The following is a 22925-nucleotide window of genomic DNA, read 5'->3' on the forward strand; positions in this document are numbered from 1 at the left end:
CGGGAACGGAGGATGGACATCACTCGATTGTTTGTGACCAATCAGGTTGACAATTCGTTAAGCGTGATCGACTTGCGTGAAGGGCACGTGGACACGGTGGGGCCGGTCGGGGATAACCCGGCTGCCATCGCCCTCTATCGACGCGGGCAACAACTTTATATCGTCAATGAAGGCGCCGATTCTGTCACAGCGTACGACATTCGTCAACATGCGTTTTGCGCGTCGATTGATGTGGGGAAGACGCCGGTGGCGATGGCGGTCGATGAGCGGCGCGGGTTTTTATATGTCGCCAACGAGGGCGCAAATACCGTGTCGGTCATTCGCCTCGCGGATTACGCGATAGAACAGACGATTCCTGTTGGGAAGCAGCCGACGGCACTGGCGCTGACAACCGATGGGCGTTGGCTTGTAGTGGTTAGCAAGGGCGACAACACGGTCTCGTTTGTACCCGTTGGTTCTGGCGGCGTTCCATGGACCTTGTCGACAGGCGAGTATCCCACATCGATTGCCTTCTCGCCGAGAAAGCGGAAAGTGTATGTCACCAACGCCAAGGACGACACCGTCACGGGATAGACATGCTGACGCAGTCCGTCGTGAAAACCATTCCAGTCGGCGGGGTGCCCTATAGTGCAGCTGCGGCCCCAGATGAGCGCCGCGTCTATGTCACGAAGCCCGGCGCCAATCAGGTGGCGGTCATCGACACGGCCTTGGATGAGATGGTGGCGGAGTTTCCTGTGGCAGGCCTGCCAATGGGGATTGCCGTGTCTCTCGATGGGCGCAGTATATACGTCACTTGCTTTGGCGCGCGGCGCGTGGCCGTGCTGGATAGCGTCAGTGGCGCCGTCGCGAGTACATTTGAGGTCGGCAGAATTCCAATGGGGGTTGCCGAGGCGCCGAATGGTTATTCACTTCAGCAGGATAGGCGGGCATTTCGCGCTTTGTCGACGGAGGAACGACTGCGCTTGGCGCGAGAGGCGTATGAGGCGCGCAAGCGAGAACGGGAACTCGCTATCCAGCTACGGCGGCAACGCGCAAGTGGAGAGAGGAGAAGGCGGCGTGGCAGATGACCAGACGATTCGTCGCGCGGCGGCGAAAGAGATTGCTGTGAAGGAAGGGGATGCGTCGATGCAGAGCAGGGCGACGCCATTGATTCCGAACACGTTGTTTCTCAATTCGATTCCAAAGAGTGGGACGAACCTGTTAATCCAAATCATCTCTGGTATGCCCGGGTGGGCACATGACCCGGGAGATACCTTTTTCGATCCATTGGACTACGAAGCCTCGTTTTATCGACTGGGTCGAGTGAAGGATGAGCATTTTGCGGTGGGTCATATTTACTACTCGCCAGAGTGGCTGAGGATGTTGCAACGTCTTCAGATGAAACACCTGTTGATTATTCGCGACTTACGGGATGTGCTCGTTTCGCTTTGCCATTTTGTCGTTGAAAAGCCTGAGTATCATCAAATGAATGCACTGCGGGATTATTTGCTCACCCATACATCGACGCAGGAGGAGCGGCTGCTCATGTTGATTGAGGGCATCTATGATGGGGATTTTCATTATCCCAACTTCCACGATTGGGTGAGTCCTTTTTATGGCTGGTTAAAACAGCCGTCCACCTATGTCGTTCGGTATGAGGACTTCGTTCGCGACGAGGCGTCGCGAAGAAAGATGCTGGTGAGTCTCGTGCGCTATCTTTGTGATGGAGACGTGGACGCGAAGACGCAAGCGGTTTGTGTGCGCCGGATGGAAGACAGTATTGACCCTCGTACATGCGGCACCTTTCGCAAGGGGGCAATTGGCGATTTTGCGACCCACTTTACGCCGGAGATCTCGAAGGCGTTTGCGAGGGTCGTAGGTCCACTTCAGCAAGCATTTGGCTATACATTATAAAAATCATAGGTATCCATGACCGGTCAATCAATTGGCGAAATGGTGTGCGCAGTGGCACGCCATTTTTTGTTGCGCCATTTGGTAAGGATGTCCAGGGGGCATCCCCAAAAAACGCCGCACCCATTGCTGTCAATGAGCACGGCGAGTATTCAGGAGACGATGGGCTCTCTTCGCGCTGTTATGAGAAATCGTGTCCATACGCGGCGCGATGTGCTGTCATCCACGCCTTCATTTCGTCGAGCATGGTTTGGTAGTCTGGCACGTTGTACGTAACATCCGACCTCGTGTTGACTAGACTTTTATCCGATGGATGGGATTCGGTCGGCGTTAGGTGGATGTCCTGGCGCTCGAAAATCTTCTGGATCAGGGACAACAGCGCATACTTCGAAACTTTTTGTGGGGCGGCTAAGTGGATAAGTCCGGTTAAGTCGTGGTCTAGTACCCACTTTGTCGCTTTGGCGAGTTCGAGTGTCGTGACGCCGTTCCAGAAGACATTTGTATATCCTTTGACTTCGCCTGTTTGTCGAGTAAACCAGTGGAACAACCCAATGCCGTCTTTTTTCTCTGGGCCAATAATCGAGGTTCGAATGGTGACATGCGGTGCTTCTGTGACCTCTCCTAACGCCTTGGTTCGCGCGTACACGGTGTCGCCGTCGGCGACGTCTCGTTCGGTGTAGTCTCCTTTGCGACCTGAGAATACGCAGTCTGTGCTAATGTGGACGAGCTTAAAGCCCTGTTTTGTCCCGTGTTCGGCTAAGAGGTGCGGGAAGAGGCTGTTGACGTAGATGGCATCTTTGACGTTTTCTTCTGCCACATGGTTTAACAGGCCCACCGCGTTTACCACCACGTCGGGTTGAACTTGCTTTAGTGCCTGTTCAACGCGTGTGTGGTCGCGCACGTCGAGAATGATTTTGTGCTCGCCCGCTGGGCCACTGCGCTCAGTGACCCACACGTCTGCTTTGACTTTGTCCCGAAAGTACTGGTTAAGCACGTGCCCAGCCATCCCGGCGCCGCCGAAAATCAGCAGTTTCATTGTAAGAACCCACCTCGCTTGAGCATTTGCCGAATTTCGTTTTGCGACAGCAGATTTTGGCTGGACTCGTAGATTTCGCGCTCGAAACGCGGATATGCGCGATACGTTTTCAGCAGGGCAGCTTTTGGTTGCTGCGGCAGGATGACGTAATATTGGTCATCAAATTTGTATGTGTGACATGCCTCGTGTCGTGAAACCAGTACTTCGTGCAGCTTCTCGCCAGGGCGGATGCCAATTTCGACGATATCGACGGACTCGTCGGCGTAGTGTTGGGCGAGGACTGCGGCGAGATCGGCAATTTTACACGCCCCCATCTTCATGACGAAAATCTCGCCGCCTTGCGCGATGGTGGCCGCGTGAAGCAGTAACCCAATGGCGTCTTCAAGCGTGAGGAAAAAGCGGGTCATCGCTTGTGACGTCAGTGTCACGACGTGCTTCTCCCGGATTTGCTCAATAAACAAAGGCACCACACTGCCGTTACTGCCGAGCACGTTACCGCCGCGGACACAGACGAAACGCGTGTGTTCACTCATCTCATCCGCTTGAATCATCAACTTTTCGCCGAGTGCTTTTGTCATACCATAGAAATTGGCTGGTTCTACTGCCTTGTCGGTCGAGACGTCAATCACCTTTTGCACGCGCGCCTCAATACTGGCAGAGATAATATTTTGGGTGCCGGTGACATTGGTTTTCAGCGTCTCCTCCGGCTGGCGCTCGCAAATCGGCACGTGTTTGAGGGCAGCTAGGTGAAATACGTAGTCCACCCCTTGGCAGGCGTTGCGTACGGCGTCGAGATCGCGAATGTCACCGATGATAAAGCGCAACTTGTCGTTCGCTGCAAAGGCCCGCTGCATCTGGACTTGCGCGAATTCACCACGAGAGAAGATCCGAATCTCTCGCGGTTCTAGTGGCAAGAGCGCTCGCGTCAATGTCTGACCCCAGGAACCAGTGCCTCCGGTAATTAAAATCGTCGTGTCCTTAAACATCGCAGAGCCCCCCAATCAGAAACTGTGTGATCTTCGTTGAGACATCGGGTTGGCAATAGCCTTCCGGACACGTCCAGGTGCGCGCGGATTGTGCCATCAAGCGCACGCCGTCGCGGATGCGCTCACTCTCCACACCGGCTAAGAGGTTGCTGCCGCAGACAATCGTCTCTGGTCGTTCGGTGCTTTTGCGCACGGTGACAGAGGGGACCCCGAGAATACAGCTTTCTTCCTGGACTGTGCCGCTGTCGGTGATGACACAACGCGCACCTTGTTGCAGCCGGACGAAGTCGAACAACCCTAAAGGTTCGTGTAGCACAAGGCGAGGGTGGTCGTGACAGATGCCAAATTGTTCGAGACGGGCTCGCGTGCGAGGATGGACACTGACGAGTACTGGATAATCCCACTCCTCTGCGATGTGCGTCAATCCTTGAAAAATACTGTTCAGTCGCTCGTTTACATCGACGTTTTCAGCGCGGTGTACGGTGGCGACGAAATATTTCTGCTCAGCGAGCCCGAACTGTTCAAGTGCTGGGCTTGCTGCAATGTTTGTTCGGTAGCTTTGAAGCACTTCGTAGATTGGGTTGCCCGACACCCAGATTCGCGTTGGATGAATCCCTTCGTGCAGTAAATTGTCCCGACTCCCTGGTGTATAGGGCAGGTTGAAGGAGGAGACTGCGTCGATGATGCGGCGATTCAATTCCTCAGGCACGTCGGTGTCGAAACATCGGTTCCCGGCTTCCATGTGGTAGACAGGGATGCCGTTTCGCTCGCCGAGTATCGCGCACAAGGCGCTGTTCGTGTCTCCGAGCACAAGTAACTTGTCTGGCTTTTCCTTGCGGATGATTTCCTCTACTTCAGTGAACATTTGCCCCACCTGCGCACCAAACGCATGTGATTCAAGGTGGATGCGGTAGTTGGGCTGACGGATGTTGAGTTGTTCAAAAAAGACGTCGCTGAGTGTCCTATCGAAGTTTTGCCCTGTATATACGGTCACATGGCGACCGGCCCACTTGTCCAGTTTGGCGATGACTTGGCTGAGGCGGATAATCTCCGGTCGCGTTCCAAAGATGGTCATGATATTCACGACAATCCCTCCTCAGGCAGGGCGGTTTGCGCCCGGTAAAATTCCAAAATGTCCTCGATGGATTGGTCTATCGAATACGTTGGTCGCCATCCCGTGGCCGCCTCAATTTTTTTGGGACTGCCCCAGACAATGGCTGGTTCTTCACGCCGAGAAAGGCGGGTATCCTCTATGAGATCAAACGTCACCCGCGCGACGCTGCGAAAATGATGGACGAGTTGCGAGAGTGCACGCGCTTTGCCGCTGCAGACATTGAAAATTTCCCCTGGCTTGGATAGGCAGTTATACGTGGCCAGTTGCCAATACGCAGAAACCGCGTCGCGCACATCCAAAAAGTCGCGTTGTACCTCGACGGGCCCCAGGGTCAATGTCTGCGGGATTTCAGCTCGTTCCATACGGGCGATGGTGCGCGCAATTATGGCGCAAACGCCACCTTTTGCGCCGGGGCCAATCAGGTTAAAGGTACGAGCGACGACCACCGGGATCTCGTACCGCGACGCGTAATAGCGACTGAGCCACGTTTGAAACAACTTGCTCCAACCATAAGGATTGCTGGGTATCGTGAGCGAGGACTCCGTCAAGGGCAGTGCGGTCACATCGTTTCGAGGTGGTGCATATTCCTGCGCGGATCCGACGATGACAACTCGCGGCCGGGTGTTTGTCCTCACGAGAGCGTCGAATAGATGTTCAGTCGCCAATACGTTGTTGCGAATGAATTGCGTTGGGCGGCGCCACGACTCAGGTACGCTGCTGGCGTTTGCCAAATGGACGATGTAAGTCGGAGAGACTTGTTTCACCATCTGGTATACCGATTCACGGTGCAACATATCGCATGGGTAGTACAAAACGGCCTGTGATCCTGAGAACGCCCCCGTTCGCCCGGTGGCGACACAAGGGATATCGCGCGCGCAGAGATAGGCAACCATATGTTGACCGACAAACCCGTTGGCCCCAGTCACGAGTGCTGTTTGTGTGCTATTCATGTGATCTCCCCCGGCAGTAACTGCGATTGAATAGAAGGGAAGATCTCACTCGCCTGCGCAAAATCGGATTGGCGTCCGATGTCGAGCCAAAACGATTGATTCTCATAATGTTGTACGGGCTCTCCGGCGGCCAGCAGTTTGAGAATCAAGTCGGGCATATCGTAGTACGTGTCTTGTGGAATGTGGCGAACAAGCGCCGGGTCTGCCACATAAATCCCCATGCTGACGAGTTCTCTGCGTTCAGGCTTTTCCAAGAATTTGGTAACTCGAATGCCGTCCGTTCGCAGTACCCCAAATTCGATGGGAACGCGACGGTCTTGCGATGCGATGGTCAAAGAGCTGTCAGTGGCGCGGTGGAACGCCATCATGTTGCGAAAATCCAGGGTGGTGAGAACGTCGCAATTCATGATTAATACGGGTTCCTGCCCGACTAAAGGCACCTTGCGCAGAGGGCCAATGGTGCCAAGTGGTTTGTCTTCAACGACGTAATCGATGTCGACGCCCCATTTGCGGCCGTCCTCGAAGTAGGTTTGGATCAGTGACGCAAGGTAGCCGCACGCCATGTGGATGGTGGTAAATCCGTGATATTTTAGTTGTTTTACAATAATTTCAAGAATCGGCTGGTCGCCAATTGGCAACAACCCTTTCGGGAGTACTTTGGTGAAGGGAGCTAGCCGTAGCCCTTTGCCTCCGGTTATGATGACGGCCTCCACTTGATTCCCTCCTCAAATGACGTAATCGTTTGTCTTGTATCGGTCTTGGTGCGAAGAGATCCACGTAATGGTTCGCCGCAAGCCTTCGTCGAAGGAAACCGTCGGTTGCCAGCCGAGCTTCACTTTAGCGCGCTGGCTATCCGAAAACAGCCTATCGACTTCGCTTTTGGCGGGGCGCAAACGCTCCTGTGCGACACGGATGGGAATATCGCCGCCAACCAAGCTGCGGACGCGTTCAGCGATTTCTCCGATGGATATTTCAAACGAGGAACCGGCGTTAAACACTTCCCCGAGTACGTCGTCCTTCGCGGTTGCAGCGCAGAGAAACGCGCGTGCCGTGTCTTCTACATATGTGAAATCGCGGGTTGCCGACAGATTGCCGAGAACGATTTCCGAATGATTGAGCGCCTGTTGAATGATGGTTGGGATGACTGCGCGCAGTGACTGGCGTGGGCCAAACGCGTTGAACGGCCGCACAGTTACCACTGGCAACTGGTAGGAGCAATAGAAACTCTCGACAATTTTGTCCGCCGCGATTTTGCTGGCTGAGTAGGGTGATTGCCCTTGTAAAGGATGTTCTTCATTCATTGGGACGTAGCGTGCCGTACCATATACCTCGCTGGTCGAGGTGTGAATCATTCGGTGAACGCCGTTTGCGAGTGCAGCCTGTGCCACGTGAAGTGTGCCTAAGGCGTTGGTTTGAACGACGTCGTAAGGGTTCTGATAGGAGTACGGGATGGCAATGAGTGCTCCTAAATGAAAGACGATATCAGCCCCTTTGACGGCGTTGTGGACCGCGTAGGAATCACGAAGGTCTCCTTGCACAATGTCGATCTCGCTCTGCAGTTCGACCGGCAGTGTGTCAATCAGCCCCCTCGAATTGGCCGAGTTGTAATGGATGAACACTTTGGTATTGGCACCAGTGGCAATCAGTTGTTCCACGAGATGACTGCCGATAAAGCCCGCCCCACCGGTGACGAGCACATTGCTGTTTCGCAAATCCACGCAAAACCCCTCCTTTGGTCGATACCTACTGATATTGTCTGTTCGCGAAAAGTGAAAGGGCGAACCGCCGTAAGCTCGGAAAGTTGGACGCAAAGCCCGCGTCGTGGTCGTCGATTTGTCCAATCAGCCAAGGGGTGATTTGCGTACGATGCTCAAAACTACGCGAGTAAATCGTGTGAGGGGGATATCGATGAAAGTTGTGATCCCTGTCGGGGACCTGCACATTGGTGGCGGGTGTCAGGTGCTTGTGGACATTGCCAATGCCCTACAGGCAGCAGGACATGACACCGAAGTCGTCATGCCTGCGTCTGGTACGGTGCAGTACGACCTTCAGGCAAAGCTTTCCGTGGTGCCTGTGCTCACACGCGAGCATATCCCGGAAGGCGATCTCATTTTGACGAACTTCTTTACCACCTGCATAGGGCCGTACGAAGCGTACAAGGACCGATGTGTACGACTGAGTCTCGGGTTTGAACCGTATTGGGTGCCGGATAAGCAAACGGCGCTTTGGACGTATAAGCAGGGGGTTCCCGTGATTGCGATTTCCCACTGGTTGGATGAGCAAATTGCTGCGCATACCCATCAGCGAAGCCAGGTGGTGCCCCTCGGTGTGGACGTAAACATCTTTCATCCAGGTCCGCGCCAACACGTGACCGGGTCACCCAAGGTGATTATGTATATCGCGCGCAACCCGGCGTACGGATATGAACTCAAGGGTTTCACTGATTTCCAAGCGGCCATTGCCCGGCTGCGCGATACGTACAATGGTGACTTTATCGTCCATATGGTTTGTCCGGAGGGGGATTTGTCGTTGCCGGACGGCGTTCCTTACCGCGTGTTTCGACCGACGAGCGCACAGGAGATGGCCGACTTGTATCGGGGCGCGGATTTGTTCGTTTCGACATCGTGGTTTGAGGCGTTTGCGTTGCCGCCGTTGGAGGCGATGGCCTGTGGAACGCCTGTGGTGTCGACCAATTCAGGTGGCCTGTTGGATTATTGTACGGATATGGAAAATGCCGTGCTGACACCGCCAAGGGACCCTGATGCCTTGGCCGCGCAGATGGCGCACGTGCTCCAAGATGCGCAGCTTGCCAAGACGTTGTCACAGGCAGGCGTGGCCACGGCAAGTCGCTTTACGAAGGAGAAATATCTGCGCGAGATGATTGCCGCTATCGAGAACGCGCATCGGGATCGAGCGCACTACGTGGAACCGAAGGTTTCGATTGTCATCCCGTTTTACAACTGCGCGTACATCGCACAGGCGATTGAGAGTGCGCTCGCGCAGACGTATTCGAATCTGGAAGTGATTGTGGTCGACGACGGATCAACCGAACATGTGGAGAAAGTACATCCCTACTTCGATAAGATCCATTATTTACGCAAGGAAAACGGCGGCACCGCCAGTGCCTTGAACGCAGGGATTCACCACGCGACAGGGCGATACTTTTCGTGGCTCAGCGCGGATGATGAATTCCTGCCTGACAAGACGGCCAAGCAGGTTCAATGGATGCAGGAGAATCAGTTAACGATTAGCTACGGCGCGTTTTTTTATATGAACGAGCGAGGGGAGCTCATCAGTGGCAAGGTGGGAACCGCGTTCGCGAGCGATGTCGACTTCTATCGGACGATGAGCCAGTGGTGTCCTGTCAACGGTTGCACGGTGATGATTGACATGCGGGTGTTTGAGACGGTCGGCGTGTTTGATGAGACACTGCTGTATACTCATGATTACGACCTCTGGTTGCGGGCTTTGCAACACTACCCATTTCGCTATTTGGATGTTCCGCTGGTGCGTTATCGGGTGCATGGGGAAATGGGAACGAAGAAACACGAGCGGGCGATTGCCAAAGAGTTGTTGGTCGTCCAGCAAAAGTATAAATCGGTGATGAAACGGATGGTGGAAGGGGGACTGCAGCCGTGAAGTTTACGTTTCCGATTCTAACCTTGTGCATTGGCGGCGCCCAACGCATGCTCGCGGAAGTGACGAACGGTCTCGTCGCGCGCGGACATGATGTCACGATTTTGATGCCGCCACAGGGAGACGTGGATTATCCCGTACAAGCGCGCATCATTCGGACAAAAGAGCCTTATTTGCGCCCAGAGGATTATCCGGTGAGTGACGTGATTGTGTCGAACTATTACTTGACTGTATCGTCAGCTGCTCTGGCGAGCGCCAGTGGCAAGGGACTGCATGTGCGCTTTAGCCTTTGTTACGAGCCGACGTTCTTGCCGGATAACCACCTGACGTTTCCCACATATCAGTTTACAGACAAGGTGATTGTCCTGTCCGAGTGGCAGCGTCAAATCATCGCGTTAAACCACGGTATCTCCGGACGGATTGTACCGGTTGGCGTGAGTTCTACGTTTCGCAACTTGCATCGGCGCGAGCAAAACACCAACTTGCAGATAACGGCCATTGTCCGGCACGCCGAGGGGAACTGGTCGTGGCATCGTGATCAGCCATATCTCATCACAGAATTGGAACGCATTTGTGCGAGTCGACCAGGTGTCGTCGTCAACCTCATTTGTCCTGCCCGAGAACTCAGTATCTCACCGACGTTGCAGCGTTTGCGGGAAAGCGGCCGATTCGTCTTTCATTCCCCGGAGACCGACGAAGCGCTGCGCGACGTGTATAACATGACCGACATCTTCGTCAACTCCTCGACTTACGATTCCGCCTCCATTCCTGGGCTGGAAGCGATGAAGTGCGGCGCTGCGCTAGTGACCACCTATTCAGGTGGCAATGCGGATTATTGCCGGCACATGGATAACTGTTTGCTGTCGTATCGATACGAAAGTCGGCTCGCGCACGACGTCCTCCGGTTGATCGACGACGCTGCGCTGCGTCGCAGACTCGCCGAAAGTGGCGAGCGGGAGGCGGAAAAATGGACCTGGGCAAATAGTGTCGAGAAGTTTGATAGCGCAATTCGGGCATTTACAGGCCACTGAATCCATGTGACAAGCGCGAGAAGAGGGGGAATCGTCTATGTCGTGTGTCGTTTGGCTGACCGGCTTGTCCGGCTCAGGAAAGACAACCATTGCGTACGCTTTGCACGACGCATTGCACAAACGGGGCGTTGTATCGTTTGTCATTGATGGCGATAAGGTCCGCAAGGGACTCAATAGCGATCTCGGCTTTTCACCCGCCGACCGGCAAGAGAACGTGCGCCGCATAGGGGCGTTGGCGAAACTGTTGATGGACGATGGCGTGTTGCCTATCGTTGCATCCATTTCGCCGCAGCGTGAGGACAGGGATAGGGTGCGCAGGCAAATCGGAGAAGACAAGTTCATCGAAGTCTACGTCAACTGTCCGATTGAGGTGTGTGAGCAGCGGGATCCAAAAGGATTATATAAAAAGGTTCGCATGGGGGAGATTCAACAGTTTACTGGCATTCACCAAACATATGAAGCGCCGCTTCATCCGGATCTCGTCATCAAATCGGACCAGGTAAGCGTCGACGAGGCAGTGCAAAGTATTCTTCCACGTTTGTGCAACCAGTTGGCGTAGCAAGGGGGGGCTGGAGTACACGAGGCATTCTCACGTAGATAGGGGGACAACTAGATGACGTTGTTCTCAGAGATTGAACAGGCGTACGGTATGCAAATCGAAAGCTGGCAAGCCATCAAAGATGTTTATCGGGTTCGCACAAATGCGCACGGAATTTTATGTGTGAAACCGTACCGCATTCCTATGGAAGAAGTGTCGTTTATACTCGCCGTTCAGGAGCACGTGCGCAATCACAATTTTCAATTTGTTCCAGCGACATTTCGAACCGCCGAAGGACATTTGGCGATTCGCTACCATCACCGTTTTTATGTGTTGTCACGGTGGATTGTCGGCGGGAATCCTGCGTTTCGCCGCGCGCGTGCACTCGCAGATGGAATTGAAACGCTCGCTAGATTCCACAGCGTAAGCCATGGGTTTGACGAGTCTGTACCTCCGTCGCGCATGCGGGCATTGCGGATAAAGGAGACTTTCTCCCGGCAAAAACGGATACTCAAGCGTATCGATGGAGATTGGAGTCGAAGTGATTTTACCAATTTGTGCGCGCGCGCCATTCGGCAATTGGATGACCGTCGCGTTCAGCGCGCCATTGAACGAGAAGTTCAGGCACGGGCGGTCATCCATGGTGACTACAATTATCCGAACCTGGTCGTCGATAGACTTGGGCGCTATCACTTGATAGATTTTGACAACGCCTCTGTCCACGTCCGAATGGAAGATCTTGCTCATGTGTTACACCGCAATGCGCCATGGCAGGTGCATCAGATGTCGCGCTTAATCGAGGTATACGACCGCGTGCGCCCGCTCGCACAAGATGATTTGCACTTGCTCGTGGCACTCCTCCTTCAGCCATACCCGCTTATCCGAGCCCTGCGCGCTGGAAGATCGATTCACGCGATACAATCGCGCTTGCCAGGCACTTCACTTGTGAAACGCTATGTTCGGCAACTGGAGCAACTCGTCTAAATCATAGGTTGTTGTAATCGTCGTAATTGCCGTCATCGAAGCTGTCCGTATCGATTCCATCTTGATACGGATCTTGGATATCGTAATCTACGTCATTTGCGTAAGAAGGGTCGGGATTCGGATAGTTGTCATCGGCGGGCGAGCCATCGCCGCCGATAGGTCCTTCGTTTAACCTCTGCTGCAACGCATCAATTTCGTCTTGTTGAATAATGTTTTGTTGCATTAATTCGTGGATCATCTGGTCTTCACCCAGGCCGTTGAAATAGTCGAATTGACCCATATCAATCCGCCCTTGTTCCAATAAATAGGTCAGCAATGCACCGGCGGCCATGCCTCCTAGAAATGACCCTGCGCCAAATCCAGGTGACGGATAATCCGGTGGTACGGGGTCATAAGGGTTACGCATATCCGTACGATAGTAGGTGTCTCGATATGGATCCCTGTAAGTCCTGCGGTTTCTCTGAGTGAGCAAGAGAACCAGGAGTACAGCAATCACAATCAGCAAGATAATCACGATCATCTTTTTATCCACTCCTTGAAACGCGATCTTCTATCTTTCTATTCTCGCTATGTAGCGTTTTATAGCGTAGTCCACAGGGTTATCCACAAATCAGTGGTGTTATCCACAGAGTTATCTACAATTTTACTCACAGGCAATCTGTTGGCAAACATCAATATCTGTTTTCATGCTGTGGGTTTCATGTTCAGAAATTTTTACACCACCGCAACGCGTTTGAAATTTGATTGTAATCTTTCTGTCGTACAATCACGGGCGTGAATGAATTCGATATGGTTTGTATCGGGTGCTCCTCCAGTCTTATCTGGCAGGGGCCAATTTTTTGATACGCACGGTTCACCTGGATAATGGGTTTGGGTGTAGGATATAGTGAGGTAGAACATACGGAGGCGATATGGGATGAAGATGGATTATGCAACGTTTCGGAAGCTATTGTTGCTGGCAAAGAACAATCCAGGAGATCATCCGTTTATGGTACGTTCGTTGCTGCATGGCTTCACGCAGCCCGCGAAAGACGCAAAGTGGTCTGTGCCAGATGATGTGGTGAATGGCATAGCAGAGCAAAACGCGCTGCCAGATAGCGTCGCACACATCTATCACAACGCCGATCTCTCAGAAGAGGTAAAAGTGAGTCAGGCGCTGGACAAGATCTATGCAGCTTTTGCAGAGTCAATCTGAATATCGCGTGCGTTGACGCCTCTCGCAGTAGAGGCGTCTTTCGTTTGTCGTTTACTTCTCAGTCGTTCAAAATGATTCCGCCAGTAAATGGATTGTTTGCGTCATGCAGATTGGTTTTGACCCTTGCGTGCATGTCTGCGCCGCCGCTGTGAGGCGACAGGGCGTTTACGCCCTTTGTCACGCCGGAATAGAGCGACGACCAGGAGGCTGTCGAGGATGAGTATCGCAATGACTTCAGCCGCAAAGACGACGAGTGGCGCATTGAACATCATGGATAAAAATGTGACGATAGCCACGCAAACTAAGGAAAGCAGTAACCCGTACCCTTTCATGACATCATCTCGCAATCTATATCGCCATCACTTCATGTAGATTCGGCACATTGTGCTCGGTTATGACCGCCGAAATCACCCGGCGTCGGTTGTGAACATCCAGTTTGCCGTTGACTATATGCGTGTCGGCGCCTATCTATTCACTATCACGATTGTATACTTGCGCTGTCAATTGCCGTTTTTGCAACGGTTGGGGGCGCCCATGCTTCTATCACGACAGCAGTGGGAACTTGCGCGTGAACAATTTGCACAAATCCGTACCCAGTGTATGACCCAGCTACAGGCGTCTGTGACAATGGGATACCAGAGGCGTCGCTCGACGTCTTGCTGGTAAAAAAGCCACTGCTTTGGTCTGGCGAAATACTGGTCCATTGAATCGGCGGATTCGGCTTGAATAATTTCGTGACGTCGATAGCATTTGACGAACTTTGTTTTGCCGCTGCGGGTAGGTTGGTGTTCGCCATCAGTGTGATGCGCTGTTTCGAGTTTGCGGGATTAATCCATTCGTAGCCGCTCGTGTCACCGACTGCCGCGTTGTATTTGACCCAATCGCTGGGTACCGCGAGTGAAACGACAATACCCGTTGGGAGGCGCTGTGTTTTGGTATCCCACGCGATGGTATTGCGCGTAAAGCGAGAATTTGCGTTGTTGGCCGTGGTGGTATTGCGCGCTGTCTGGTTTGCGCCAGCAATTGCGTTGGATGGCGGATTGCTCGTATTATTGGAAGTTGTGTTTTGCGTGCTCGCGCTTGGTTTGACCGTGGTGTTTGTGTTGGCGCGCGCACGGGCCTCCGGTTTCGTCGGTTTGGACTTTGACGTCCCTGCTGCTGTGCTCTGGTTAGTTGTTTCTTTGTGTGGCGGAGCTGGGTGTGACGGAGTAGGTGGCGCAGGTTCGTGGCGATTGGCGGGGGCAATGCTGCCAACTCGATTGCTCGTTTGATTGGCTGGTAAAGGGCTTTGTGTCCGATTTTCTACAGAGCGAAAGACATCGGAGTTGATGCCGCCACTTGGGTCTGCCTGTCGGCCGCAGCCAGCCGTGATGAACAAGATTAGGGTGGCGAGTGTGACATGTATCCACAATGGCCGATTGGTCGTCATTTGTATGAACACCTCTCTTGAGTCGAAAGTTTGGAATCCTAAGATTTGCCGTTATTTCACTTAAGTAGTTGCCTAGGGTAGTTGAATACCTGTAGGGTTTGCAGGGGTACTGGCGGGCATACGGGCGATTGTGCACGAGAGGGCATGGCGATATGAGGGATTTTGAAGGGAATGGTCACGTTGCGGAAACGAAAGGAGCAGGCGTTTAACGAAATTGTGCGGCGCGTACGGAAAGAATGCTTCGGCAAGGGACCTGAGCGCATCCACACGATGTTTGTGGAGAACATCGCGATTTCAGTGCTCCACGGAAACTTGACGCCGACGGAGAAGTTTATCAGTCAGACGCCAGAGGGCGCTGAGATTGTTCGAGCTGCTCGCACCAACATGATTCAAACGCTGTATTCGCAACACGTTCCGGATGGTATGGAGGAATTGATTGGGTCAAAAATGCTCTATCTGTTTTCTGATTTTAAGGTGGAAGAGGATATGGGCGTTTCGGTGTTTATCTTTGAGAAGCCAATTGATCCATTCTACAGCGAGAACGATCCGTAAGAACTATGATCATTTGTATGTATCTTAATTTTTTTCGACAGATTGCTTCGCTTTTTGAGAAAACATGGTACAATATCCATGTGGTTCGACCATTGTGCAACCAGTGGCCGAGCGCACATCACAAATGAGCAGGTTGGTGCGCTTGTATGATGGCATGCAGGCGAATTTCAACGGCGCAAAGACATGGCTGTATTCGCTTACAATGTCATGTACTTTGTGCCGTTTTTACGTTCTACTCGACGTTTGTGACGCTTGTGCATTCTCGAACTCATTTTTTAAGTTTGTGTTCCAGCGCAGACGGCAGTAGACGGTATGTACACCAACCGCCGCTCGTACATAGGAGATGGGTGGTTTTTATGAGTAACAACTTTTTAGCACCAGCTGAAATCGCAGAACTTGCGGCCAAGACCGGGCAGGACAAAGCGAAGTATTCCGTCGTGAAACTCTTGATTCTCGGATTTTTGGCTGGCGCCTTTATCGCGTTGGGCGCACTTTTCGACATCCGGGTGACTGCGAGCATCCCGGCGCAATGGGTTTCAATTAAGAACCTTGTTGGTGGCGCAGTTTTCCCTGTCGGATTGATGTTAGTCGTCATTGCTGGTGGCGAACTCCTGACTGGGAACATGATGACCCTACCGCTCGCGTTGCATCAACGGAGAATCAAAGTTACGGGCCTTATTTATAACTGGTTCTGGGTCCTGATTGGCAATTTGATTGGTTCACTGTTTGTCGCTTACTTCTTTGGTGTGGTTGCCAAGATGTTGACGGATACGCCATACAAGGACGCGACGATTGCCATTGCCGTATCGAAAGCTGGTTTAGGGTTCGGACCGACCATCATTTCGGCGATTGGTTGTAACTGGCTTGTCTGTCTGGCTGTTTGGATGGCGTACGGATCGAAGGACATTATCGGCAAGTTATTTGCAATTTGGTTCCCAGTTATGGCTTTTGTGGCAATCGGGTTCCAGCACGTGGTTGCGAATATGTTCTTCATTCCAGCCGGCATTTTCGTCGGAGCGCCCATTAGTTGGGGTCATGCGATTGCCGAATGGATTGCAGCCTTCATTGGTAACGCAATTGGCGGTTGGCTGTTTGTCGGAGTGGCTTACTATCTCACCTATTTGCGCGGCCGTTCAAAGGCTGGCGCGACCGATGTCAGTGAGGAAAAGAGCACCGGTGCTACCTTGTAATTCAATCTAGGTTTGTAAGTGGGTTGGCACGTCGCAATAGCCGCGTGCCGACCCGCTGCATTCGGTTCATTCTATTCCTCGCCACTCAGCGTGAAACATTGAATGAATAGATGGGGGGAATTCTCATGGCATCAGAGTTTTTGCACATTCAACTCGATGGCAACGACGTGGCTGTAGAGCCAGGGACATCCGTTTTAGAGGCGATTCTTGGGACCGGCCAAGAACATCCGCACGTTTGCTATCACCCTGCACTCGGTCCAATTGAGACATGCGATACCTGTATCGCCGAGGTCAATGGCAGTTTGGTTCGCGCCTGTTCGACACAGGTGTCTGACGGCATGGTTGTGCGTACCAAAGCGGTCGGTGCGCGATTCGCGCGCAAGGAAGCGATGGATAGAATCCTCAAGAATCACGAGCTGTATTGTACAGTCTGCGATAACAACAACGGAAACTGCACCATACATAACACGGCGATGCAGATGGAAATCGAGCACCAGTCGTACCCGTTTCAATCGAAGGCCTACGAAAAAGACATGTCGAATCCGTTTTACCGGTATGATCCCGACCAGTGTATCCTTTGCGGTCGCTGCGTAGAGGCGTGTCAGAATCTGCAGGTTTCGGAAGTGTTGTCGATTGATTGGGATCGCGAAATTCCACGCGTTATCTGGGATAATGACGTGCCGATTAACGAATCGTCCTGCGTCTCTTGCGGCCATTGCGTGACGGTTTGTCCATGTAACGCTTTGATGGAGAAGTCGATGCTCGGCGAGGCTGGCTATCTCACAGGCATCGAAGACCAGACGCTTGGCAAGATGATTGAATTGACCAAGAAAGTTGAGCCGGGCTATTCCTCGATTTTCGCGGTATCAGAAGTAGAGGCGGAATTGCGCGAGGCGCGCATCAAAAAGACCAAAACCGTCTGCACGTACTGCGGCGTCGGATGCAGCTTCGACGTTTGGACGAAGGACCGCAAAATCCTCAAAGTCGAGCCGAATATGGAAGCGCCAGCAAACCAAATCTCCACCTGTGTCAAAGGGAAGTTCGGCTGGGATTTCGTCAACAGCAACGAACGCATTGTCGAACCGCTGATTCGGCGCGGTGACGCGTTTTACCCTGCGACGTGGGACGAAGCGCTCGATTATATCGCGGAAAATCTCAAACGGATTAAAGACGAGAACGGTCCAGACGCAATAGCCTACATCTCCTCCTCGAAGACCACGAACGAAGAAAACTATTTAATGCAAAAACTCGCGCGGTCCGTCATGTTTACCAACAACATCGACAACTGCTCGCGTTATTGTCAGGCGCCAGCCACAGAGGCTCTGCGGCGTACGATGGGCTTGGGGGGCGATACCGGATCGATCACTGACTTGTCGATAAGCGATCTCGTTATCATCGTCGGCGCCAATCCGGCTGAAGCGCATCCTGTGCTGTCAACGCGTTTGCGTCGCGCCCAGAAGAAGCATGGGCAGAAATTGATTGTCGCGGATCTGCGCAAAAATATCATGGCTGAGCGCGCGGATATCTTCCTGAGACCGCGCCAGGGTACGGATTTGGTCTGGCTTTCGGGCGTGACGAAATACATCATCGACCAAGGCCGTCATGATGCGGAATTCATCAAGAACCGAGTCACCGGCTTTGAACAATACGTGGCATCCCTGGAGAAGTACACATTGGATTACACGTCAGAGGTGACGGGGCTGTCCAAGGAGCAGTTGATTGCGACTGCAGAGATGATCATGAACGCGAAGTCGGTCGCCGTTTGTTGGGCGATGGGTGTGACGCAGCACTTGGGCGGATCGGATACAAGTACAGCGATTTGCAACCTCCTGCTCGTAACGGGTAATGCGGGGCGTCCAGGTACGGGTGCATATCCACTGCGCGGACACAACAACGTCCAAGGTGCTGGCGATTTCGGTTGCGCACCGGCTTTCTATCCTGGCTATCAGGCATCGGCAGACAAGGATGTCCTTGCCAAATACGAACAGGTGTGGGGAACGCCGCTGCCGACCAACCCTGGTTTGAACAACCACCAGATGGTGGACGCGATTCACGAAGGCAGACTCAAGGCAATGTACTTGATTGGCGAGGACATGGCTGTCGTTGACTCGAATGCGAACTACGTGCAGCAGGCGTTTGAGAAGCTCGATTTCTTTATCGTGCAGGACGTGTTCTTCAGTAAGACCGCATCGTTTGCCAACGTGATTTTGCCAGCGAGCCCGAGTCTTGAGAAGGAAGGCACCTTTACGAACACGGAGCGCCGCATCCAACGCCTGTATCAGGTGTTGCCGCCGCTTGGCCAATCGAAGCCAGATTGGCAAATCATTCAGATGGTCGCCAATCGCTTGGGTGCCAACTGGAACTACACGTCGCCGAAGGAGATTTTCGAGGAAGCGTGCGCGACGACGGAGTTGTTCGCCGGTGCGACTTACGAACGGCTGGAAGGCTACAAGAGCTTGCAGTGGCCGGTGCTGCCAGACGGTACCGATACGCCGCACCTGTATCTCGACGAGTTCGCCTTGGAAGGCGGCAAAGCGCGACTGTGGCCAGTTGACTGGACGCATCCGTTGACGCTGCCGGAAGAGTACGATCTCGAACTCAACAATGGCCGCCTACTCGAACACTTCCACGAAGGTAACTTGACGGCGCGTGTGCCTGGCATCAACAAAAAGGTTCCAAGCAGCTTCGTCGAAGTATCACCGGAATTGGCTCGGGAACGCGGCATTGTGGACGGCACGTTGGTTCGCATCACCTCGCCATACGGACGTGTGAAATTGCGCGCTGTCGTGACAGATAGGGTACATGGTAAACAGATCTACATTCCGCAGTTGTCGGCGAAGGACGATGAGACGGTGAACATGTTGACGAGTAGCGATCACGACACCATTACCTTCACCCCAGCCTACAAGGAGATGCGGGTCAAGATGGAGGTCCTTGAATTCACGGGCAAATCCCCTGTGGTCAAAGGCAACTTCCGGTTAGGGCACCCGAATCCGCAGCCGGGCGTCAACGTGGATAAGAAGTGGGCGCGTCAAGACTACCGACCGCTGGTCGGCGAGCGTTCGTAACGGAGGGGGAGAATAGGATATGGCAAACTCCATCACGACTATTGTTCGCCCGGTGAAAACGGAGGCAGATCTGGAAGCCGAAAAACTCGCACAAGTGCGCACGGAGACCGCTGCCGACGCCGACGGTTTGATTGAGGGAATGAAGCTCCTGCAGGCGATGCACGACAAAGGTTTGCTGGAGATTCTGGTGGCCTTGTTCGATCGCGGCGACAAAGTAATGAACAAACTGGTCGACATTCTATCCACACCAGGTGCCTCGAATGCCCTTCAAACGGCGCTCGCCGCGATGCAGGGCATGAGTAAGATTGATGGTACGGCAGTGGCGAAGTCGCTGGATGGGCTGACAGCGGGGCTTGACCGCGTGGCGAACGCAGACATTCCAGCGAAACCGATGAGTGTCTTTGAGTTGATGAAGCAACTCAAAGACCCGGACGTCAGTGCAGCCCTCCGCCTGGGTCTCGAGTTTCTGAAAGGGTTCGGCCACGCGGTTCGCACGGGCGACAATTCATCGCAGCATTAAGTGCAAGTGCAAGTGCAAGTGCAAGTGCAAGTGCAAGTGCAAGTGCAAGTGCAAGTGCAAGTGCAAGTGCAAGTGGCGCGGGTTTTCGGTCGGCGGTTTGCGTAGGTACAGATGAGATCATAAATCGAAGATAAACGGGGTAGCCTGAGTAGGCTGCCCCTTTTTCTCTTCGCGTGTATCTTCGGTGTTGGCGAAGGTCTTGCGGTTTTGCATCGGCAAAGTTGAAAATAGTACTTGCATGTAGGTCTGTATCATGATATATTATCTCTCGCCGCTTCAAGCGGTGCTGCCTTCACAGCGCAGCTGTCTCGGTGGTTTTCATCGGTCAATGGATGTCGGTTTTTGCCGAATGTCGTTGGTGTACCGGAGTCATATCGGGCGATGAAATGAAACACCCACTGTTGACAACGAACGTCAGTTCGTGATATAGTACTTAGGCTGCTTCGGCAGAAGCGGCACTTGCTTGAAAGAATCACTTCGTCTGGTTCCTCGTTGAATCAGTCTTCGTGGGGCTTTCACAGCAGGTTTGGTTCCTTGAAAACTGAACACACACGCCTAAAAGTTTCGGTCGACGTGACCTTTGGTCACAGCGACGATTGAAACATATGTAACAACGCCATTTTTTGAGAGTTTGATCCTGGCTCAGGACGAACGCTGGCGGCGTGCCTAATACATGCAAGTCGAGCGAGCCCTTCGGGGCTAGCGGCGGACGGGTGAGTAACACGTGGGCAATCTGCCTTTCAGACTGGAATAACACTCGGAAACGGGTGCTAATGCCGGATAATACACAGGTAGGCATCTACTTGTGTTGAAAGATGCAACTGCATCGCTGAGAGAGGAGCCCGCGGCGCATTAGCTAGTTGGTGAGGTAACGGCTCACCAAGGCGACGATGCGTAGCCGACCTGAGAGGGTGACCGGCCACACTGGGACTGAGACACGGCCCAGACTCCTACGGGAGGCAGCAGTAGGGAATCTTCCGCAATGGGCGCAAGCCTGACGGAGCAACGCCGCGTGAGCGAAGAAGGCCTTCGGGTTGTAAAGCTCTGTTGCTCGGGGAGAGCGACAAGGAGAGTGGAAAGCTCCTTGTGAGACGGTACCGAGTGAGGAAGCCCCGGCTAACTACGTGCCAGCAGCCGCGGTAATACGTAGGGGGCAAGCGTTGTCCGGAATCACTGGGCGTAAAGCGTGCGTAGGCGGTTGTGTAAGTCTGAAGTGAAAGTCCAAGGCTCAACCTTGGGATTGCTTTGGAAACTGCATGACTTGAGTGCTGGAGAGGCAAGGGGAATTCCACGTGTAGCGGTGAAATGCGTAGATATGTGGAGGAATACCAGTGGCGAAGGCGCCTTGCTGGACAGTGACTGACGCTGAGGCACGAAAGCGTGGGGAGCAAACAGGATTAGATACCCTGGTAGTCCACGCCGTAAACGATGAGTGCTAGGTGTTGGGGGGACACACCCCAGTGCCGAAGGAAACCCAATAAGCACTCCGCCTGGGGAGTACGGTCGCAAGACTGAAACTCAAAGGAATTGACGGGGGCCCGCACAAGCAGTGGAGCATGTGGTTTAATTCGAAGCAACGCGAAGAACCTTACCAGGGCTTGACATCCCTCTGACCGGTGCAGAGATGTACCTTCCCTTCGGGGCAGAGGAGACAGGTGGTGCATGGTTGTCGTCAGCTCGTGTCGTGAGATGTTGGGTTAAGTCCCGCAACGAGCGCAACCCTTGATCTGTGTTACCAGCACGTAGAGGTGGGGACTCACAGGTGACTGCCGGCGTAAGTCGGAGGAAGGCGGGGATGACGTCAAATCATCATGCCCTTTATGTCCTGGGCTACACACGTGCTACAATGGGCGGTACAACGGGAAGCGAAGCCGCGAGGTGGAGCAAAACCTAAAAAGCCGTTCGTAGTTCGGATTGCAGGCTGCAACTCGCCTGCATGAAGCCGGAATTGCTAGTAATCGCGGATCAGCATGCCGCGGTGAATCCGTTCCCGGGCCTTGTACACACCGCCCGTCACACCACGAGAGTCGGCAACACCCGAAGTCGGTGAGGTAACCGTTATGGAGCCAGCCGCCGAAGGTGGGGTTGATGATTGGGGTGAAGTCGTAACAAGGTAGCCGTATCGGAAGGTGCGGCTGGATCACCTCCTTTCTACGGAGAAACAAGACTTTTAGGTGTTGTGTGTTTGGTTTTGAGGGAGCCAACGTCTCATATGAGACAAGGTAAACTCATGTACCTTGGCAACTGAATATGGAACAACCTCGAAAAGTAAACCGGTAACCGAAATGCGAGTAACAGGTAACAATAGCCGGATAACTGGATGAAGTGACTGGTGTAAGTCAGTCATGGAGTCGAAACGGTGAAGTTAGGAAGAGCGCACGGAGGATGCCTAGGCGCCAAGAGCCGAAGAAGGACGGGGCGAACACCGAAATGCCACGGGGAGCTGTAAGCGAGCATTGAGCCGTGGATGTCCGAATGGGGAAACCTGCTAGTGTGAAGCGCTAGTACCGTACACTGAATCCATAGGTGTACGGGGGCAACCGAGGGAACTGAAACATCTAAGTACCTCGAGGAAGAGAAAGCGAATGCGATTCCGTCAGTAGCGGCGAGCGAAAGCGGAGAAGCCTAAACCGGATGCGTGGTACAGACTGCAGTCGATGCGCATTCGGGGTCGAGGGGCTGTTGGCGGCAACCTGCAGGGAGCCAGCAGGAAGCAATCCGTAGGAGAACGGCATGGGAAGGCCGGCCATAGACGGTGAGAGCCCGGTATCCGAAACGGAATGTGGAATGTGCAACAGACCCCAAG

At 53.4% G+C, this 22925-nt stretch carries 20 protein-coding genes, 2 rRNA genes and 1 pseudogene (1 of these 23 cut by a window edge); 14 read left to right on the forward strand and 9 right to left on the reverse strand.

What is annotated here, in order from left to right:
* The first annotated feature begins 12 nt into the window (after nt 1-12).
* The 3 genes from K1I37_RS06320 to K1I37_RS06330 are packed head-to-tail and all read left to right on the forward strand — an operon-like array spanning nt 13 to nt 1893.
* Nucleotides 13-573: a YVTN family beta-propeller repeat protein gene (locus tag K1I37_RS06320; protein WP_021298006.1), complete on the forward strand. Its 561-nt coding sequence runs from the start codon at nt 13-15 to the stop codon at nt 571-573.
* Between the two features lie 2 nt (nt 574-575).
* Nucleotides 576-1067: a YncE family protein gene (locus K1I37_RS06325; RefSeq protein WP_021298007.1), complete on the forward strand. Its 492-nt coding sequence runs from the start codon at nt 576-578 to the stop codon at nt 1065-1067.
* Nucleotides 1057-1893 (forward strand): sulfotransferase domain-containing protein, encoded by an 837-nt coding sequence (locus tag K1I37_RS06330; RefSeq protein WP_021298008.1) that lies wholly within the window; start codon nt 1057-1059, stop codon nt 1891-1893. The genes K1I37_RS06325 and K1I37_RS06330 overlap by 11 nt, the downstream gene beginning before the upstream one ends.
* 178 nt (nt 1894-2071) lie before the next feature.
* Here the strand turns inward: K1I37_RS06330 and K1I37_RS06335 are convergent, their stop codons facing one another.
* From K1I37_RS06335 to K1I37_RS06360, 6 genes are read right to left on the reverse strand one after another with little or no spacing between them, the layout of a single operon-like run.
* The gene (locus tag K1I37_RS06335) at nt 2072-2926 is read right to left on the reverse strand and encodes a dTDP-4-dehydrorhamnose reductase family protein (protein ID WP_021298009.1); all 855 of its coding nucleotides are present in this window, start codon (nt 2924-2926) and stop codon (nt 2072-2074) included.
* Nucleotides 2923-3912, reverse strand: a complete 990-nt coding sequence (locus K1I37_RS06340; RefSeq protein WP_021298010.1) for a polysaccharide biosynthesis protein — start codon at nt 3910-3912, stop codon at nt 2923-2925. Before K1I37_RS06340 ends, K1I37_RS06335 begins: the two co-directional genes overlap by 4 nt.
* A complete protein-coding gene (wecB, locus tag K1I37_RS06345) occupies nt 3905-4987 on the reverse strand; it encodes a non-hydrolyzing UDP-N-acetylglucosamine 2-epimerase (RefSeq protein ID WP_322790881.1) in 1083 nt (360 codons plus the stop codon). Before wecB ends, K1I37_RS06340 begins: the two co-directional genes overlap by 8 nt.
* Nucleotides 4988-4992: 5 nt before the next feature.
* Complete coding sequence (locus K1I37_RS06350) at nt 4993-5976, reverse strand: NAD-dependent epimerase/dehydratase family protein (protein WP_021298012.1); 984 nt, start codon at nt 5974-5976, stop codon at nt 4993-4995.
* On the reverse strand, nt 5973-6689 hold the full coding sequence (locus tag K1I37_RS06355) for a sugar phosphate nucleotidyltransferase (RefSeq protein WP_021298013.1): 717 nt from the start codon (nt 6687-6689) through the stop codon (nt 5973-5975). Before K1I37_RS06355 ends, K1I37_RS06350 begins: the two co-directional genes overlap by 4 nt.
* 12 nt (nt 6690-6701) lie before the next feature.
* Nucleotides 6702-7694 (reverse strand): SDR family NAD(P)-dependent oxidoreductase, encoded by a 993-nt coding sequence (locus tag K1I37_RS06360; protein WP_021298014.1) that lies wholly within the window; start codon nt 7692-7694, stop codon nt 6702-6704.
* 190 nt (nt 7695-7884) lie between these two features.
* Between K1I37_RS06360 and K1I37_RS06365 the strand changes: the two genes are divergently transcribed.
* From K1I37_RS06365 to K1I37_RS06380, 4 genes and pseudogenes are all read left to right on the forward strand, one after another.
* Complete coding sequence (locus K1I37_RS06365; protein ID WP_021298015.1) at nt 7885-9615, forward strand: glycosyltransferase; 1731 nt, start codon at nt 7885-7887, stop codon at nt 9613-9615.
* The gene (locus K1I37_RS06370; protein WP_021298016.1) at nt 9612-10643 is read left to right on the forward strand and encodes a glycosyltransferase family 4 protein; all 1032 of its coding nucleotides are present in this window, start codon (nt 9612-9614) and stop codon (nt 10641-10643) included. The genes K1I37_RS06365 and K1I37_RS06370 overlap by 4 nt, the downstream gene beginning before the upstream one ends.
* A gap of 16 nt (nt 10644-10659) precedes the next feature.
* Nucleotides 10660-11202, forward strand: a pseudogene (gene cysC, locus K1I37_RS06375) (adenylyl-sulfate kinase); the annotation flags it as partial.
* Nucleotides 11203-11256: 54 nt separating this feature from the next.
* Nucleotides 11257-12165 carry a phosphotransferase gene (locus K1I37_RS06380; protein ID WP_021298018.1) on the forward strand — a complete coding sequence of 303 codons (909 nt, stop codon included), beginning with the start codon at nt 11257-11259 and terminating at the stop codon, nt 12163-12165.
* 1 nt (nt 12166) lies between these two features.
* Here K1I37_RS06380 and K1I37_RS06385 read toward each other — a convergent pair whose 3' ends face one another.
* Entirely contained in the window at nt 12167-12685 is a 519-nt protein-coding gene (locus tag K1I37_RS06385) for a hypothetical protein (protein ID WP_021298019.1), read from the reverse strand.
* Nucleotides 12686-13081: 396 nt separating this feature from the next.
* On the opposite strand from K1I37_RS06385, the gene K1I37_RS06390 reads away from it, so the two are divergent.
* Nucleotides 13082-13360: a hypothetical protein gene (locus tag K1I37_RS06390; RefSeq protein ID WP_021298020.1), complete on the forward strand. Its 279-nt coding sequence runs from the start codon at nt 13082-13084 to the stop codon at nt 13358-13360.
* 101 nt (nt 13361-13461) lie between these two features.
* On the opposite strand, the gene K1I37_RS06395 is transcribed toward K1I37_RS06390, so the two are convergent.
* Both K1I37_RS06395 and K1I37_RS06400 read right to left on the reverse strand, forming a co-directional pair.
* Nucleotides 13462-13692, reverse strand: a complete 231-nt coding sequence (locus K1I37_RS06395; RefSeq protein WP_021298021.1) for a hypothetical protein — start codon at nt 13690-13692, stop codon at nt 13462-13464.
* 146 nt (nt 13693-13838) lie between these two features.
* Nucleotides 13839-14789: a hypothetical protein gene (locus K1I37_RS06400; protein WP_021298022.1), complete on the reverse strand. Its 951-nt coding sequence runs from the start codon at nt 14787-14789 to the stop codon at nt 13839-13841.
* A 180-nt stretch (nt 14790-14969) separates the two neighbouring features.
* Here K1I37_RS06400 and K1I37_RS06405 point away from each other — a divergent pair, with 180 nt between their 5' ends.
* From K1I37_RS06405 to K1I37_RS06430, 6 genes are all read left to right on the forward strand, one after another.
* Nucleotides 14970-15341: a Na-translocating system protein MpsC family protein gene (locus tag K1I37_RS06405; RefSeq protein WP_407653205.1), complete on the forward strand. Its 372-nt coding sequence runs from the start codon at nt 14970-14972 to the stop codon at nt 15339-15341.
* A gap of 356 nt (nt 15342-15697) precedes the next feature.
* Complete coding sequence (locus K1I37_RS06410; RefSeq protein ID WP_021298024.1) at nt 15698-16531, forward strand: formate/nitrite transporter family protein; 834 nt, start codon at nt 15698-15700, stop codon at nt 16529-16531.
* A gap of 125 nt (nt 16532-16656) precedes the next feature.
* Complete coding sequence (gene fdhF / locus K1I37_RS06415) at nt 16657-19599, forward strand: formate dehydrogenase subunit alpha (RefSeq protein WP_021298025.1); 2943 nt, start codon at nt 16657-16659, stop codon at nt 19597-19599.
* Nucleotides 19600-19618: 19 nt separating this feature from the next.
* Complete coding sequence (locus K1I37_RS06420) at nt 19619-20119, forward strand: helical membrane plugin domain-containing protein (RefSeq protein WP_021298026.1); 501 nt, start codon at nt 19619-19621, stop codon at nt 20117-20119.
* Nucleotides 20120-20738: 619 nt separating this feature from the next.
* A 16S ribosomal RNA gene (locus K1I37_RS06425) occupies nt 20739-22270 on the forward strand.
* A gap of 207 nt (nt 22271-22477) precedes the next feature.
* A 23S ribosomal RNA gene (locus tag K1I37_RS06430) occupies nt 22478-22925 on the forward strand (it continues 2496 nt past the right edge of the window).
* Together the 16S and 23S rRNA genes form the textbook arrangement of a ribosomal RNA operon.

It is taken from the genome of Alicyclobacillus acidoterrestris (assembly GCF_022674245.1).
Classification (GTDB): Bacteria; Bacillota; Bacilli; order Alicyclobacillales; family Alicyclobacillaceae; genus Alicyclobacillus; species Alicyclobacillus acidoterrestris.

Bases quoted from the DNA above. Each gene is read 5' to 3' on its own strand.
- K1I37_RS06365 (WP_021298015.1), top strand. From the start codon at position 7,885: ATGAAAGTTGTGATCCCTGTCGGGGACCTGCACATTGGTGGCGGGTGT.
- K1I37_RS06390 (WP_021298020.1), top strand. From the start codon at position 13,082: ATGAAGATGGATTATGCAACGTTTCGGAAGCTATTGTTGCTGGCAAAG.
- K1I37_RS06350 (WP_021298012.1), bottom strand. From the start codon at position 5,976: ATGAATAGCACACAAACAGCACTCGTGACTGGGGCCAACGGGTTTGTC.
- K1I37_RS06335 (WP_021298009.1), bottom strand. From the start codon at position 2,926: ATGAAACTGCTGATTTTCGGCGGCGCCGGGATGGCTGGGCACGTGCTT.
- K1I37_RS06410 (WP_021298024.1), top strand. From the start codon at position 15,698: ATGAGTAACAACTTTTTAGCACCAGCTGAAATCGCAGAACTTGCGGCC.
- K1I37_RS06420 (WP_021298026.1), top strand. From the start codon at position 19,619: ATGGCAAACTCCATCACGACTATTGTTCGCCCGGTGAAAACGGAGGCA.
- fdhF (WP_021298025.1), top strand. From the start codon at position 16,657: ATGGCATCAGAGTTTTTGCACATTCAACTCGATGGCAACGACGTGGCT.
- K1I37_RS06320 (WP_021298006.1), top strand. From the start codon at position 13: ATGGACATCACTCGATTGTTTGTGACCAATCAGGTTGACAATTCGTTA.
- K1I37_RS06395 (WP_021298021.1), bottom strand. From the start codon at position 13,692: ATGAAAGGGTACGGGTTACTGCTTTCCTTAGTTTGCGTGGCTATCGTC.
- K1I37_RS06325 (WP_021298007.1), top strand. From the start codon at position 576: ATGCTGACGCAGTCCGTCGTGAAAACCATTCCAGTCGGCGGGGTGCCC.
- K1I37_RS06380 (WP_021298018.1), top strand. From the start codon at position 11,257: ATGACGTTGTTCTCAGAGATTGAACAGGCGTACGGTATGCAAATCGAA.
- K1I37_RS06340 (WP_021298010.1), bottom strand. From the start codon at position 3,912: ATGTTTAAGGACACGACGATTTTAATTACCGGAGGCACTGGTTCCTGG.
- wecB (WP_322790881.1), bottom strand. From the start codon at position 4,987: ATGACCATCTTTGGAACGCGACCGGAGATTATCCGCCTCAGCCAAGTC.
- K1I37_RS06385 (WP_021298019.1), bottom strand. From the start codon at position 12,685: ATGATCGTGATTATCTTGCTGATTGTGATTGCTGTACTCCTGGTTCTC.
- K1I37_RS06400 (WP_021298022.1), bottom strand. From the start codon at position 14,789: ATGACGACCAATCGGCCATTGTGGATACATGTCACACTCGCCACCCTA.